This is a genomic window from Psychroflexus aestuariivivens, assembly GCF_004010055.1.
Classification (GTDB): domain Bacteria; phylum Bacteroidota; class Bacteroidia; order Flavobacteriales; family Flavobacteriaceae; genus Psychroflexus; species Psychroflexus aestuariivivens.
The window spans coordinates 51,580-67,390 of record NZ_RQVT01000034.1 but is presented as its reverse complement, the minus strand read 5'-3'; the positions used below and the strand labels follow the sequence as shown (position 1 = coordinate 67,390).

Annotated in this window: 11 protein-coding genes; 4 read left to right on the top strand and 7 right to left on the bottom strand. The window is 34.8% G+C overall.

Going from position 1 to position 15,811, the window contains the following annotated elements:
• Positions 1-77 precede the first annotated feature (77 nt).
• Complete coding sequence (locus EIG86_RS06465) at positions 78-2,447, top strand: GAF domain-containing protein (protein WP_127845349.1); 2,370 nt, start codon at positions 78-80, stop codon at positions 2,445-2,447.
• Here EIG86_RS06465 and EIG86_RS06460 read toward each other — a convergent pair.
• The gene (locus tag EIG86_RS06460; RefSeq protein WP_127845348.1) at positions 2,439-3,626 is read right to left on the bottom strand and encodes a Pycsar system effector family protein; all 1,188 of its coding nucleotides are present in this window, start codon (positions 3,624-3,626) and stop codon (positions 2,439-2,441) included. The genes EIG86_RS06465 and EIG86_RS06460 overlap by 9 nt on opposite strands.
• Positions 3,627-3,675: 49 nt before the next feature.
• Here EIG86_RS06460 and EIG86_RS06455 point away from each other — a divergent pair, with 49 nt between their 5' ends.
• Positions 3,676-7,407: a metallophosphoesterase gene (locus EIG86_RS06455; protein WP_127845347.1), complete on the top strand. Its 3,732-nt coding sequence runs from the start codon at positions 3,676-3,678 to the stop codon at positions 7,405-7,407.
• Here the strand turns inward: EIG86_RS06455 and EIG86_RS06450 are convergent.
• Positions 7,404-8,147 carry a C40 family peptidase gene (locus EIG86_RS06450; RefSeq protein WP_127845346.1) on the bottom strand — a complete coding sequence of 248 codons (744 nt, stop codon included), beginning with the start codon at positions 8,145-8,147 and terminating at the stop codon, positions 7,404-7,406. The genes EIG86_RS06455 and EIG86_RS06450 overlap by 4 nt on opposite strands.
• Before the next feature lie 22 nt (positions 8,148-8,169).
• Positions 8,170-9,345: an acetyl-CoA C-acyltransferase gene (locus EIG86_RS06445; protein WP_127845345.1), complete on the bottom strand. Its 1,176-nt coding sequence runs from the start codon at positions 9,343-9,345 to the stop codon at positions 8,170-8,172.
• A 168-nt stretch (positions 9,346-9,513) separates the two neighbouring features.
• Here EIG86_RS06445 and EIG86_RS06440 point away from each other — a divergent pair, with 168 nt between their 5' ends.
• Together EIG86_RS06440 and cmk are read left to right on the top strand one after the other, a co-directional pair.
• Complete coding sequence (locus EIG86_RS06440; RefSeq protein ID WP_127845344.1) at positions 9,514-11,556, top strand: HD family phosphohydrolase; 2,043 nt, start codon at positions 9,514-9,516, stop codon at positions 11,554-11,556.
• 1 nt (position 11,557) lies between these two features.
• The gene (cmk, locus tag EIG86_RS06435; protein ID WP_127845343.1) at positions 11,558-12,247 is read left to right on the top strand and encodes a (d)CMP kinase; all 690 of its coding nucleotides are present in this window, start codon (positions 11,558-11,560) and stop codon (positions 12,245-12,247) included.
• Here the strand turns inward: cmk and gap are convergent.
• The 4 genes from gap to obgE all read right to left on the bottom strand — a co-directional run bounded on the left by gap (position 12,244) and on the right by obgE (position 15,806).
• Entirely contained in the window at positions 12,244-13,251 is a 1,008-nt protein-coding gene (gene gap / locus EIG86_RS06430) for a type I glyceraldehyde-3-phosphate dehydrogenase (RefSeq protein ID WP_127845342.1), read from the bottom strand. The two genes, cmk and gap, sit on opposite strands and share 4 nt — an antisense overlap.
• Before the next feature lies 1 nt (position 13,252).
• On the bottom strand, positions 13,253-14,155 hold the full coding sequence (gene lipA, locus EIG86_RS06425; RefSeq protein ID WP_127845341.1) for a lipoyl synthase: 903 nt from the start codon (positions 14,153-14,155) through the stop codon (positions 13,253-13,255).
• A 149-nt stretch (positions 14,156-14,304) separates the two neighbouring features.
• Positions 14,305-14,763: a hypothetical protein gene (locus EIG86_RS06420; RefSeq protein ID WP_127845340.1), complete on the bottom strand. Its 459-nt coding sequence runs from the start codon at positions 14,761-14,763 to the stop codon at positions 14,305-14,307.
• Positions 14,764-14,780: 17 nt separating this feature from the next.
• A complete protein-coding gene (obgE, locus tag EIG86_RS06415; RefSeq protein WP_127845339.1) occupies positions 14,781-15,806 on the bottom strand; it encodes a GTPase ObgE in 1,026 nt (341 codons plus the stop codon).
• Between the last annotated feature and the right edge of the window lie 5 nt (positions 15,807-15,811).

The window sequence follows — 15,811 nt, the reverse complement described above, 5'->3', positions numbered from 1 at the left end:
GTAAATGATAAAAGATTCTTAAGTTAAAGTAATTTAATGCTGTTGAAAATAACTTTGTAATGACGTAAATTTACAAGATGAAACAAAAACTACGCTATCCTTTTACCATACAAATCAGTTTTCAAAAAGTTCTGAACGAGTTGAAAAACCGACTAAAAACTGAAGATAAAGCATTGTCAAGACAATATATAGAAAGTGTATTGGGCTATGCCAATGGTTTTCCTGAATTGTTTTCTGGACTTAGTGACGAGACGAATTTGAAGCAATATCAGAAACCAATCGATGTGCTCTTGGACGATTTATTTCCAGACATGTTGTCTAAAAATGAAATCAAAGCAGCAGCTTTGCCATTTCGTTCTAAAATTTTTAAAACTTCTGACCGTTTAAAAGAAATTTTAGCAAATTCTGGTTATGAAAATTTTGAATTTCAACCTAGAAATTTCAATCCAGAGATCAACTATGTGTTTGCTTGTGTAATTATTTTGAACAAATATTTTGGTTACGATTTAGATTTTTTCAGACCCATTTACTACGATATTCCAGATGCTCAGGGTAATGTTAAGAATTACCGCTTATTTATCAATGCTGATTTTGTAGAGATTTTCCCTACAGAACAAAGCATCGACCTTACAGAGTCGGATGTAGATGAATTGCTTATTAATTATGATGACACGGATTTATGGATGCAAAAATTTCCGCCAGAATCTTGGATTTTCAAGGGGTTTACAATTATGAATTTTACAGATGTGACTTCAGATAATGGAATTTCTGAATTGAAATCTCTTTTGTTGAGCCACAACATCAAAACTGATTCCAAATTGATTTCAACCAAAATGTCTGAAATTTTGAAATCGATTTTCAATATACAAAACTTGGAATTTGGCTTTACTTTATTCGATGAATCTACAGATCGTTTTCAGAATTTGAACTCTCAAAATATTCATAGTTACATTCTTGAAGCAGTTAACAATGCCAATTGTCATGAGGCTTTTTGTGCTGAAGCCTACAAGTCGTTGGTTGAAGAGGACAATTATTTTTGCATAACCAATATCGAAGACTATTTCAGTAAAAATCCGAACAATAAATTCGCTGAAAACCTTCAAAAAAAAGGGGTGAAATCTGCCATTTTAGCACCAATCACCAAAAATGATAAACTTTTGGCAATCATGGAATTGGTGTCTTACAAAAAGAATGAATTAAACATCATCAATGCCACAAAATTGGACGATGTTGTCCCATATATTGCAGAAACTGTAGAACATTATTTTACAGAGTTTCAAAATCGGGTGAAAGCTATTATTCAAAGTGAATGTACTTCTATTCATCCTAGTGTAGAGTGGAAATTCGAGGAAGAAGCCAAACGGCTGATCAATAATTCTGATGAAAAAAACGCCAGTTTCAGAGATATCAAATTTGAAGATATTTATCCTTTATATGGTCAAATTGATATTGCAGGTTCTTCCACTCAAAGAAATGAAGCCATTCAAGAAGATTTGACCACACAATTGAATAAAGCGCTTAATATTATCAATTCAGCTTTTGACATTCAAGCCATCCCGATTTATGAACAAATCAGTTTCAGAATTTCGGATAACTTGGCTTTTTTAATGAAAGGGATAACAGCCTCTAGCGAGCAAAAAGTTTTGGATTTAATGACCTACGATGTTGATCCAATTCTTCACCATATTGAAGACAATTTACCTGAACTCAAAACTCAAGTTCACCAGTATTTCAAAGATTTAGAATCCAGAAACGACGTGTTTTTCAAACATAGAAATCGCTTTGATGATGCGGTAATGCAAATCAATCAAGTGATGGCAAACTTGATAGATCAAAAGCAAATTGAAGCCCAGAAAATTTTTCCACATTATTTTGAACGCTACAAAACCGATGGTGTGGAGCATAACATTTATATCGGTCAATCCATTAATGAACAATACAAGTTTTCTGAAATTATGTTGCAGAATTTAAGGCTGTGGCAGTTGAAAACCATGTGTGAAATGGAAAATAAATTTTATAATTTCCAAAGTGATCATCCGCTGAAATTGGAAGCCCGATCTATGATTTTTGTGTTCAATTCCACATTGTCCATCAAATACAGAATGGACGAAAAACATTTTGACGTTGATGGCACTTACAATACGCGCTACGAAATTATCAAGAAAAGAATAGACAAAGCTTTTGTAAAAGACAGTGAGGAGCGCATCACCCAAAAAGGAAAACTTACTATTGTTTACGCTCAAAAAGAAAGCGAACGTGAATATTTAAATTACATCAAATATCTTAGAAAAATCAAATATTTAGGTGACGACGTTGAAATTTTAGAAGTTCAAGATTTGCAAGGCGTCTCTGGACTGAAAGCCATTCGAGCTAATATTTTATATCAAAAATCGAACGACAAAGACGAAACTTTAACTTACAAAGATTTGATCAAATCTTTAAATTAAATCAAAAGCGAAAAAGAAACTGACCACTGACACAATGATTCCGAGCATAAAAATGGTATAGGTCAACCTGAGCAGTCGGTATTTTCTGTCCAAAACTTTGCCTAACAAATACAAATCCTTGACCAGTGCTTCATAAACGAATTCCTTGTCTTGGATAATTTCTTTGACGCCCCAGAGGTAATCTTCATATTTCATTTTATGGAAATTACCAAAAAACAATATATTCACTTCACGATTCATCACCTGTTCCTTTGTGAATTCTCCAGAAGTCACATTTGGGCGCGTGGACATGATGGAAAGAATAATCGACGCCACACTGAAGCAAATCAAAATCAAAGTCGGAATCATCAAATGTGCATTGCTTGGACTGTCTAGTTTTGGAATAATATTCGCTAAAGCTAAAGAAATAATAATCGCATTTACAGACAATAAAATATTAGCTTTGGTGTCTGCAATATCACTTAATTTCAGGTGATTACGAAGTGTAACTCTAAATAAAGTTTGAATGCTGCGTTCAGGACTTTCATTCTTGTATTTAGCTTTATACTTGGCTTTCATGCGTTCTTTTTCAGCACGCTTTTCTTTTTTATTTTTAGATTCTATGAGTTTGATGAGGTTATCTTGTTTCTTGGTTTGCCAAAATTCAACTGCATAATTTGTGTAAAATCGGTGTTTTTCTGTAAGCATTTGGATATTGATATTCTGCCATTCCAAAGACTTGTAATTGGCTTTTCCAAGCAGTTTTAACTCTTGCCGAAGCAATTCGCTGATTTCATTAAAATCCTCACGTGCAAAATGAGAACAATCGGCATCTTTTAGGATTTTCTCCAAAAGCGTTTCAGGAGTTTCCCCAAGTTTTGTTACCGCAATTAGATTCTTAACCTTTTCAATTTTTTCTGAATTGAAATCGGTTTCGTTTTCCAAAAATTCAGAAGCAATCCGCATGCTTTCCGATTCATGATCGCCTTCAGATTGAGTGTATCCAGTATCATGAAACCAAGCCGCAATCAATAGAATTTCCTGATCTTCAGGATGAATATTTTCTTTTTTAGCTAAAAAAGAAGCACTTTCAACCACGCGTTTAGTATGGCTGAAATTATGATAAATATAATTATTAGAAAGCTTATCTTTGAACAAGTGAAGCACAAAGTCTTCAATTTTTGAAATTAAATCTGTCATAATTTTCACAAACTAAGGTAAAATATCTTAACCCATTACAATTTACAATATGCTTAAAAATATACAAGTCTTATGTCTAACTTTTTTATTTTTTTCTTGCGCCACTTACCAACCTAAATATAAGTTTGAACAAACTCAAAAATTTAAAAATGCTTATTCTGAAGATCAAATCAGCCAAAGTTTTTATTTAATAGGCGATACTGGTAACAAAAATTTGTCTGGAGTTGCACCTGGTTTGAAAATCTTCAACACTTTTATTCAAAACAAAAATACCGAAAGTACTAAGTTATTGATTTTAGGCGACAATATTTATCCCAAAGGGATGCCGAGCCAAGGTGATGAGAATCGCCCGCAAGCGGAAACAGTTATGAATAGCCAACTTCAAGTTTTAAAAGATTTTCAAGGCGACATACATTTTATTCCCGGAAATCACGATTGGTATATCGAAGGCATTCAAGCTTTAGAAAATCAAAAGGATTTTATAGAAAAAGGACTTCCAAACCAAGATCAAGTTTGGTTGCCAAAACCAGGATGCGGAATGTCTTTTGTCGATATTTCAGACGATGTGCATCTCATTATTCTTGATTCGCAATGGATTTTGGAAGATTGGGACGACAATCCAAAAATCAATCGCAATTGCGATGAAATCAAAACCCGCAGTCAGTTTTATGAAGAATTTGAAACTGAACTCAAAAAAAACCAAAATAAAACCACTTTAGTTGCCCTTCATCATCCACTTTATTCCAACGGAATTCATGGTGGCACTTATGAATTTACCAAACATTTATTTCCATCTCAAAAGAAAGTTCCATTGCCGATATTGGGATCTCTGGTAAATATGATTCGTACTACTGGCGGTATTTCAGTTCAAGACACACAAAATAATCAGTATCGAGCTATGGTCGACAGAATTTCTGCCATTGCCAGCCGCTGGAATCGTGTGGTTTTTGCTTCTGGACATGAGCATAATCTACAATATATCGAGCATGATTTGGTTAAACAAATTGTTTCTGGTTCTGCTTCCAAAGTGTCTTATGCAAAATTAGGTAACGATGGCTTATTTGCTTCTCCAGAACACGGTTTTGCAAAATTTGACGTACTTAAAGATGGTTCCTCTTGGGTCAGTTTTTATGCTGAAAACAATGGGAAAATTGAAAAGATTTATCAAAAAGAAGTCTATCCAAAACCTGAAACTTTTGACTTAGATCAATTACCAAATGAATTACCAGAATTTGTTGAAGCTTCAATTTACGATGATTTTAAAATAGAACGTACTGATTTTTACGAAAGCTTGTGGGGTGAGCGCTACAGAAATATGTACGGCAAAAAATTGAAACTTAAAGTATTGGATTTAGATTCTGCTTACGGTGGTTTGGAACCCATAAGAATGGGCGGCGGCATGCAAACCAATTCACTTCGCCTTAAAGATTCTCTTGGTAGAGAGTACAATATTCGACAAATCAAAAAAAATCCGATTCGCTTATTACAGCAGTTTGTTTACCCAGATAAGAATCTTACCGGTGAATTTGATGAAACTATTGTAGAAGAAGTTTTGTTAGATTTTCTGACTTCTGCACATCCTTTTAGTTTTATGGCTGTACCAGATTTGGCTGAAGCCATTGACGTTTACCATACGAATCCAGAATTATACTACATTCCGAAGCAAAAAGCTTTAGGAAAATTCAATGCAGCTCATGGTGATGCCATTTATATGATCGAAGAGCGCCCTGAAGAACACTGGAAAGGAACTGAAGGCGTGTTTAGCAATCCGAATCACGATATTGTAAGTACGTCCGATGTTTTTGAAAGGCTACGGCGTGATGAAAAATACAGCGTTGACGAATCTTCATATTTGCGTGCCAGATTGTTTGATATGTTGCTTGGTGACTGGGACAGACACGAAGACCAGTGGCGTTGGTCAGAATTTGAAGACGAAGACGGCAACCATACTTTTAAACCAATTCCAAGAGATCGCGATCAAGTTTTTGCCAATTTTGATGGCGGTTTTTTCAATTCACTGCGAAGTGTGGCGAGTTTTCCTCGAATTTATCAACCTTATTCTGAAGATATTAAATATCTAAAATGGCTGAATAATTCTGGACTTGGCTTGGATCGCACAATTATTAGAAATGCAACGGGTGAAGATTGGTTAGCAGAAGCTGAATTTATTCAAAATAACTTGACCGATGAAGTCATCAATAGTGCGTTTTCAAATTTTCCTAAAGAAATCGATGCCGAAGAAACTGAAAAACTTAAACAAACTTTCAAAGCGAGATTAGGAAATTTGAAATCAATTGCTGAAAGGTATTACGGCATTTTGAGTGAGTACAGCATGATTACTGCTACTGATAAAGACGATTTTATCGATGTGTTTCGTCAAGAAGACGGATCGACTCGAGTCAAAATAATGAGAAATATTAAAGGCGAACGAGAATATACTATTGTTGATAAAACATTTTCGCCAGAAGACACCAAAGAAATTTGGATTTATGGCTTAGATGATGACGATATTTTTCAAGTTGAAGGCGACCATAAAAGTTCAATTAAAGTGCGACTCATAGGCGGTCACGGAGATGATGAATTCAAAATAAAATCAGGACAAAAGACTGTGATTTACGACTATAAAACTTTAGAAAACACAATAGAAGAAAAGGACAGTGCCAGACTAGTGAGATCCGACCAATACAAACAAAACGTATTCGACAAGGATCGAAAAATATCCAGAACCAACGTCATTTTACCAAGAATAGGTTTCAATCCTGATGATGGATTGCTTTTTGGAGTTCAAGATATTTACACTTTCAAAGGATTTCAACTGAATCCTTTTACATTTAGACATAAATTAAATGCTGGATTTTACACTGCTACAGGTGGATTTGACTTTGGTTATCAAGGTGAATTTGCTAATGTTTTAGGTGAATATAATTTGCACCTTGGTTTGCATTATACCAGTCCAAATTTTGCTCAAAACTTTTTCGGTATTGGAAACAATACCCCAAATTTTGATGATGATTTAGGAAGAGATTTCAACAGGGTGAAAATTAGAATGATTGAAACTGCCATCGGTTTGACAAAACGTTCAGAATACGGGAGTGTGTTTCAACACGAAATTACTTTTGAAAATTATAGAGTTCAACGCACAGCTGGTCGATTTTTAGACCAAATCGGAGAAGATTTGCTCGTTGAAGATCCTGATTTTTTTGAAAGTAAAAATTTTGCAGGTTTGGAAACTGCTTATCAATACCAAAGTTTTGATAATAATTTGAATCCAAAACGCGGCATGGATTTTCAACTGGAATTTGGAGGAAAGTTGAATTTAGACGACACTAAAAGAAATTTCTTGTATCTGAATCCTTCTTTGGAGTTTTTCAATTCAATAAGTGGAAATAAAAAGTTGGTTTTGCGTTCCAAAGCCCAGTCTCAATTGATTTTTGATGATACTTATGAGTTTTATCAAGGCGCAACTTTAGGGGCAAACAATGGACTTCGTGGATATAGAAAAGATCGATTTATCGGTCAACAAAGTTTGGTGGGAAATTTTGATTTGAGGTATAGTTTTAACCAAATTAAAACGGCTTTGTTACCAGTTCAACTAGGCGTTTTTGCCGGGACAGATGTTGGCCGAGTTTGGTCAGATGTTCAGAATGAATCTGAAACATGGCATCACGATTACGGACTTGGATTTTGGCTGAATGGCGCAGATTTGTTTACTGGTACATTCAATTTTTTCCATAGTGAAGATGGATTTTGGTTTTCATTTGGATTTGGAGCAAGTTTCTAAACGATTTTCTTAATCACTCGTAAGCTATGGGAATAACGATTGGTATCCACATTGAAAATTCCAGAATGATCAATTCGATCTAAGCGAACTTGACCGTGTGAATGAATAATAAAATTGTCTTTCAGCATAATTCCAACATGAATAATATGACCTTCTTCATTGTCAAAAAATGCTAAATCTCCAGGTTCACTTTCTTCAATAAAAGACAGCGCATCACCTTGTTTTGCTTGCTGATGCGCGTCTCTTTGTAAGGGAATTCCATTAATTTTATAAACCATTTGTGTAAATCCGCTACAATCTATTCCAAAAGGCGATTTTCCACCCCACAAATAGGGTGAGTTGAGATACAACATGGCTATTTCTACAAGATTTGATTTGTCGAAATTTGAGTTTATACTGCCATCAAATTCATGTTTTAGAATATCTGTAGCATGAATGGCGGATCCAATGCAAATTGGCATCAACTGATTGGAATTTGTATTTACTAAACTCAGTAAATCTGAAGCATGTTTTTGTTTTTCATTCAGTAGAAGATAGGTTTTTTCGTCAATTTCAAAACATTGCTTTCGATCCAACCAACCTTCATAGGCATCAAATGCTATGCGAATTTTGATCCATTTTTTTTGCTCTTCAATTATTTCAAAATGATCACCATATAGCAATTGAGTAATCATTTCGGAAGCATCTTTAGCTTCGGCTCTCACCGGCACGACACTTAGGGGACAAATTCCGTATAGCATTTGAAAATTTCTATAAAATTAATTAGCGTTCTAAAACCATTGCTGAAGCACCGCCGCCGCCGTTACAAATGGCTGCAGCTCCAATTTTAGCATTGTTTTGTTTCATGACGTTTATTAGCGTAATCAAAATCCTAACTCCAGAACAACCTAAAGGATGTCCAAGTGAAACTGCACCACCATTGATATTCACTTTTTTAGAATCTAAACCTAATATTTTAGTATTGGCAATGCCAACGACAGAAAAGGCTTCATTAAATTCAAATACATCAACATCATCAGTATTTAAATTAGCTTTTTTCAATGCCAAAGGCAATGCTTTTGCTGGAGCTGTAGTAAATCTTTTTGGCTCCTGAGCTGCATCTGCATAACTTTTGATTGTAGCTAAAATTTCGAGACCGAGTTCTTCAGCTTTTTCTCTGCTCATCATAATGACAGCACCAGCGCCATCGTTTATGGTAGAAGAATTTGCTGCAGTTGCTGTGCCGTCTTTACTAAATGCCGGTCTTAGATTTGGAATTTTATCCAATTTTATATTTTTGAATTCTTCATCTTCTTTGAAAATGATTGGCTCGCCACGTCTTTGCGGAACTTCTACTGGAACGACTTCATCGTCAAATTTTCCATTTTTCCACGCTTCAGCACTTCTTTTGTAAGATTCTTTTGCAAACTCGTCTTGTTCTTCTCTGCTAATGTCGTGTTCTGCAGCACAAAGGTCGGCACAAGTTCCCATGGCATTATTGTCGTAAGCATCGACTAATCCGTCACGCTGTAAACCATCTACCATTTGTGTAGGTCCAAATTTTTGACCATTTCTAAGATGTAAATAATGAGGAATCATACTCATATTTTCCATTCCACCGGCTACAACTATTTCAGCATCGCCAAGCGCAATAGCTTGCGCACCTTGCATCACAGCTTTCATACCGCTGGCGCAAACTTTATTTACAGTCGTACAAGGAACGGTGTCAGGAATGCCTGCACCCATGGCGGCTTGCCTTGCAGGAGCTTGGCCATTATTGGCTTGAACAACATTTCCCATTAAAACTTCGCTGACCAACTCAGGTTTCAAATTGATTTTGGACAAAGCACCTTTAATGGCGATTTCTCCTAATTTTGTGGCTGGAACGCTAGCTAAACTTCCTAGGAAACTTCCTATTGGCGTTCTTGCAGCGCTTACAATTACAATATCTTTTGACATAATGCTATGTTTTATTATTAAAGTTGCTAAATTAAGAATTTTAGCGCAAAATCTGGCTTAAGTTTTAAGAAGGTCATAATCTTTTCATCTTTTTCTGAATCTGGATTAAATTCAAATCTCTAGCCTTGCTAACTCATATTATTTCATAAATTTGAATAATTTAGGAATATGAAAAAATTAGTCGATAATCTTTATAAAAATCAATCTAGAATTTACAAATTCTTTTTGTTAGCTGTAAGCGTTTTCTTGATTGTTTATTTTTTTCCTACTGGTGGTCAGTTCAAATATGAAATTACCAAAAATAAACCTTGGCAGTATGAAAATTTGTATGCACCATTTGACTTTGCTATTCTAAAGTCTGACGAAGAAATTGCTGCTGAGAAGTCCAAAATCAAAGAAACACATATTCCATATTATAAATTTGATGTTGATAAAGCCAAAAATGTTCAAAATACTTGGTTGGATCAATTAAATAATGAGCAGAAAGATTTAGTTCAAAATGATTCTTTACTTCATGATTTTATAAATCGTACAATTTCTAAAATTTATCAAACAGGAATTAGGATTGAACAATCCGAAGAAAGCAAAGATCAGTTGGTTTTTTTGACCAAAAAAAATCAGGTCGAAGAGCTTACTTTAGGAGATATTTTTACACAACAAAACTTGAAATCTTACCTGCAAAATCGAATCGATAATTCTGAATTTCAAGATATAAAGGACGAGTTATTGAGTATGTTTTTTGATATTTTGAAAGTTAATGTTGAATACAACGAGAGTTTAAACGAAAAACAAATTCAGTCCAAATTCAATCAGATTTCTTATACACGCGGTCAAGTTACAAAAGGGAGTAAAATTATAGCAAAAGGAGAAACCATTGATGGCGAAAAATTACGCAAACTGAAATCATTAAAATTTGAATATGAGTCGCAAAGTTTAGAATCTTCAGCATTCGTAGTTGTAATCGCTGGTTATACTTTGTTGGTGGCTCTATCTTTGTTGATGCTGTACTTGTTTATCGGTCAATACCGACCTAAAATTTTCGATAATAACAACAAGCTGACCTTTATTTTTTTCAATATTTTGTTCGTCGTATTTTTAACTTTAATGGTTATGCGTGTTGATACAGATTATATTTATGTCGTACCAATTTGTATTTTACCGCTTACTTTAAAAGCTTTTTTTGATGCAAGATTGGGACTTTTTACACACGTCATCACTGTACTGATTTTAGGAATGATTGTACCTGATAGTTATGAATATATGTTTTTGCAAATCACAGCAGGAATTATTACGATATTGACGGTTTCCGAACTTTACAAACGTGCTAATTTGTTCATTTCTGTGGCGCAAATTACATTGATTTATATTTTCGCCTATTTTGCTTTCAATATGATTCAGGAAGCTAGTTTGTCAGAAATAAATTATAATAATTTCGTCTATTTTCTTTTAAGTGGTGTTGGTTTACTTTTTGTACAACCGCTGATTTATACTTACGAAAAGGTGTTTGGTTTAGTTTCAGATTTATCTTTATTAGAACTCACTGATACCAATTCAAAATTGCTGAAAGAACTTTCAAATGCAGCGCCTGGTACATTTCACCATTCGCTAAATGTAGCTAATTTAGCTGAAGCTGCCGCAAATGAAATTGGAGCCAATTCTTTATTGATAAGAGTTGGTGCATTGTATCATGACATCGGAAAAATGAAAAACCCGATTTACTTCACAGAAAATCAAACAACATCGGTGTCTCCTCATGACGAATTATCGCCTAAAGAAAGTGCAGAAGTAATTATCAATCATAGGCAAGAAGGAATTGAAATTGCCAAAAAAAGAAATCTTCCTGATAGAATTATCGACTTCATTCGTACGCATCACGGAACTTCAACGGTTTATTTTTTCTATGCTAAGCAAAAAGAAGAAGACGAAGACAATGTGAATATTGAAGATTTTCGTTATCCTGGACCGATTCCTTTTAGCAAAGAAACTGCAATTTTGATGATGTGTGATGCAGTTGAAGCTGCCAGCAAAAGCTTGAAAGAGCCAAATACACAATTGATTGATGATTTTGTAGAAAAAATAATTAATAAGCAAATTGAAGACAATCAATTTGTAAATGCGAATATTACTTTTAAAGAAATTCAGTCCATAAAAAAAATATTGAAAGCCAAACTGAATAATATTTACCATTTAAGAATAGAATATCCTGATTAACATGAAGAAAATTATCATCGCCATTGATGGACATTCCTCCACAGGGAAAAGCACTGTTGCCAAAAAATTAGCTAAAACTTTAAATTATAAATACGTAGACACTGGCGCTATGTACAGAACGGTAACACTTTACGCTTTGCGAAATAATTTGATTTCTGTAGCTGAGGTTGAAGAAAATAAACTCATTTCAGCATTGAATGATATCAATATAAATTTTGAATACAATCCTGAAGAAAATTCCAATGATGTATTTTTAAATGGTGAAAATGTTGAAAATGAAATACGCAAAATGCATGTTTCAGATCATGTGAGTGCGATTGCAAAGATTGATAAAGTCAGAGAAAAACTAGTTGCTATTCAACAGGAAATAGGTAAAGATAAAGGCATCGTGATGGATGGGCGTGATATTGGTTCAGTCGTTTTTCCTGAAGCAGAATTGAAAATATTTATGACGGCTTCAGCTGAAGTTAGGGCAGAACGCCGTTACCAAGAATTGAAAAAGAAAGGCGAAAATATTACTTTTGAGGAAGTTTTCCAAAATGTAAAATCCCGAGATGAAGTTGATTCTTCAAGAGCAAATTCACCTTTAATTCAAGCCAAAGACGCCATAAAAGTAGATAACAGCGAAATGTCTCAAGACCAACAATTTGAACTTATTTTGAATTTAGCTAAGGAAAGAATTAAGGACTAAACCTCATTCATCTTCAATATCAACTCTACAAGTCTGTTGCTGTAGCCACGCTCATTATCATACCAGCCGATGAGTTTTACAAGGTTTCCACCGATGACTGAAGTCATTTCAGCATCGAAAATACAGGAATAAGTATTGCCGATGATATCTATAGACACGAGCGGTTCTTTTGAATATTGTAAAATATTTTTCAGTGAATTTTCTGCTGCATTTTTAAATAATTGATTGACTTCTTCTATAGTCGTGGATTTTTTCACATTCAATGTCATATCAGTCAAAGACCCATTTGGAACTGGAACCCGAATACCGCAACCACCAATAACTTCGCTTAAATCTGGAAAAATTTTGGTCAATGCTTTTGCCGCTCCAGTTGTCGTAGGAATGATAGACTGCGTAGCCGCGCGAGCACGTCGTAAATCACGATGTGGTTTATCATGCAAATTTTGATCAGCAGTGAATGAGTGAATTGTTGAAATATAAGCTTGTTCTACGCCCAAAGCTTCATGAATAATCTTTAGCATAGGCGCAGCATTGTTAGTAGTGCAAGACGCATTAGAAATCATTTTGTCTTCTGGGGAAAGCACTTGGTCGTTGACACCTAAAACAATCATTTTTACAGAATCATCACTTGGTGGAACACTCAAAATCAATTTTTTGGCTCCGGCTTCGAGGTGAAGATTCAACTCAGTTTTGGTTTTAAATTTTCCTGTGCATTCAACTAAAATATCAACATCAAATTTTCCCCAATTTAATTCTTCTAAAGCAGAAATTGAAGTCAATGGAAATTTTTGATTATCTACGATAATATTTTCAGCATCATAACTTACCTCAAATGGAAATTGACCATGAACGCTGTCGTATTTCAACAAATGTGACAAAGTTCTCGTGTCTGACAAATCGTTGAGGGCTACAACTTCAATATGTTGATGATTATAAAGCAAACGAAAAAGGCTTCGACCGATCCGACCAAAGCCATTGATTCCAACTTTTATTTTGTGATTCATTCTATTCCAAATGTTTGTGAGCTTTGTAAGAAGATCTTACCAATGCTGAACTTTCTATATGTCTAAAGCCAAGCTCTTTACCAATTGTCTCGTATTTTTTAAACTGATCTGGCGTGATGAATTCTTGAACAGGTAAATGTTGTTTACTTGGTTGTAAGTATTGACCAATGGTAACAACATCAACATCTACGCTTCGCAAATCTTTCATAGTTTGGATAACTTCATCTTCTTTTTCACCTAAACCGAGCATGATGCCAGACTTTGTTCTGCGAATACCTTGCGCTTTCAAATATCTTAAAACTTCAAGACTTCTGTCGTATTTGGCTTGAATTCTAACTTCCCTTGTCAATCTTCTGACGGTCTCCATATTATGAGAAACGACTTCTGGAGAAACTTCTATAATTCTATCTATATTTCTAGTATTTCCCTGAAAATCTGGAATTAATGTTTCTAAAGTGGTCTCTGGATTCATTCTGCGAACAGCTTTCACAGTTTCAGCCCAAATGATAGAGCCCATATCTTTCAAATCATCACGATCTACAGAAGTCAAAACGGCATGTTTCACACCCATAATTTTGATGGAACGTGCGACTTTTTCAGGCTCATCCCATTCAATGTCTTCAGGGCGACCAGTTTTAACACCACAAAAACCGCAAGAACGCGTACAAACATTACCAAGAATCATGAATGTAGCTGTGCCTTCTCCCCAGCATTCGCCCATATTTGGGCAACTTCCAGAGGTGCAGATGGTATGCAAATCGTATTTATCGACTAATTTTCTGAGATTCCTATATTTTTTTCCTGTCGGAAGCTTCACGCGTAACCATTTCGGTTTTGCCGTTCTGGTTTTCGTTTTTGTTGAAGTTTCAACAGTTTCTTGTTTTTCTAATACTGCAGTGCTCATATTTGATGCAATTTTTTACAAAGGTAAGAAATATGTAGGAGTTAATTATTTTTGAACTCAAGAACCGAATGGAAATTATAAAATCTAAGAAAACTTTAACCAGAGTTGATTTTTCTTAGCTGGAAAATTTAAAAAATACTAATTAGATTTTAAACTTTTATTTTGCTTTTATCAATATTTTCAAGTTTAATATTGAAATACTTTTTACTGAAAATAGTGATTTTAATAATTTCGTTAATTAAAATTAAAGAGAACACACCCAAGATTGCAAAAGATATGGACAACGGAAATTCATCAGCGAAAAAAGTATAATATGCGGTTACTAAAACTGTAATAATAAAAATTATAAATTTTAAATTATCAGACATTCCGAACTGATTGGCTTTAATCGTTGCCAGAACATCTTCACCGTCGCTTAAGTCAAATTCAACAAGAGGACTTGTTAACCAGAAACGCTTAACATAAATATCATGCTTTTTAGCTTCCAATTTTTTGAAATCAAATCCATTGGCGCCAAGTCGAAATAGGGGATTTCCATCCACAAAAACCTGGCATTTTGAAAAATTGTCGAAACCAAGTTTTTTGTGTTTGCAGACCAGTTTTGGCATAAATAATTTGATTTTAATTAGTCCATTTCAGATTCAATTGGATTGCGGTTTAGTGTTTTCCAGAGCAAATCTTTCAAGTTTTGAAGACCTTGTTGAGCAATCGATGAAATAAACATATGTGGAATTTTACCGAATGCATTCTCGAGTTCACTAGAAAGTTCAGCTTTCAATTCATCATCTAATAAATCTGATTTAGAAATAGCTATTACTCTTGCTTTGTCTAGCAATTCAGGATTGTAACGTCGCAATTCGTCTAAAAGAATTTCATATTGTTCTACGACGCTTGGCGCATCTGCGGGAATCAAAAATAATAAAGTTGAATTCCTTTCAATATGTCTTAAAAAACGATAACCAAGTCCTTTTCCTTCTGCGGCACCTTCTATAATTCCGGGAATATCTGCCACGACAAAAGATTGATAATCGCGGTATTTTACAATTCCAAGATTGGGCTTGAGTGTTGTAAATTCATAATTGGCTATTTTCGGTTTTGCTGCTGTAATGACAGAAAGCAAAGTCGATTTTCCGGCATTCGGAAAACCTACAAGACCAACATCTGCGAGGAGTTTCAGTTCTAAAGTAACATCTTTTTCTTCGCCAGGAATTCCAGATTGTGCGAATCTAGGAGTTTGATTTGTCGAGCTTTTAAAATGAGAATTTCCTTTACCGCCCATACCGCCTTCAAGAATAACGTATTCTTCTTCGTGGGCTGTAATTTCTTTAATGATTTCATTGGTATCGGTATCTCGAATCACCGTTCCGACTGGCACATCAATATACTGGTCTTCTCCGTCAGCACCTGTACTGGTTTGCTTTCCGCCATGCTCACCGTGAGTTGCTTTTATGTGTCTTTTAAATTTCAAATGAAAAAGTGTCCACAAATCTTTGTTGCCTTTGATGATAATATGGCCACCACGACCGCCGTCACCGCCGTCAGGTCCGCCTTTGGGAATATATTTTTCCCGCCTTAAGTGCGCAGAGCCCTTTCCGCCGTTTCCGGATTTCAGGTGTAGTTTTATGTAGTCTACAAAATTACCTTCAGTCATTTGAT

Excerpts from the sequence above, each read along its gene's own strand:
- EIG86_RS06465 (WP_127845349.1), top strand. The coding sequence starts at position 78 with ATGAAACAAAAACTACGCTATCCTTTTACCATACAAATCAGTTTTCAA.
- EIG86_RS06460 (WP_127845348.1), bottom strand. The coding sequence starts at position 3,626 with ATGACAGATTTAATTTCAAAAATTGAAGACTTTGTGCTTCACTTGTTC.
- EIG86_RS06455 (WP_127845347.1), top strand. The coding sequence starts at position 3,676 with ATGCTTAAAAATATACAAGTCTTATGTCTAACTTTTTTATTTTTTTCT.
- EIG86_RS06450 (WP_127845346.1), bottom strand. The coding sequence starts at position 8,147 with ATGCTATACGGAATTTGTCCCCTAAGTGTCGTGCCGGTGAGAGCCGAA.
- EIG86_RS06445 (WP_127845345.1), bottom strand. The coding sequence starts at position 9,345 with ATGTCAAAAGATATTGTAATTGTAAGCGCTGCAAGAACGCCAATAGGA.
- EIG86_RS06440 (WP_127845344.1), top strand. The coding sequence starts at position 9,514 with ATGAAAAAATTAGTCGATAATCTTTATAAAAATCAATCTAGAATTTAC.
- cmk (WP_127845343.1), top strand. The coding sequence starts at position 11,558 with ATGAAGAAAATTATCATCGCCATTGATGGACATTCCTCCACAGGGAAA.
- gap (WP_127845342.1), bottom strand. The coding sequence starts at position 13,251 with ATGAATCACAAAATAAAAGTTGGAATCAATGGCTTTGGTCGGATCGGT.
- lipA (WP_127845341.1), bottom strand. The coding sequence starts at position 14,155 with ATGAGCACTGCAGTATTAGAAAAACAAGAAACTGTTGAAACTTCAACA.
- EIG86_RS06420 (WP_127845340.1), bottom strand. The coding sequence starts at position 14,763 with ATGCCAAAACTGGTCTGCAAACACAAAAAACTTGGTTTCGACAATTTT.
- obgE (WP_127845339.1), bottom strand. The coding sequence starts at position 15,806 with ATGACTGAAGGTAATTTTGTAGACTACATAAAACTACACCTGAAATCC.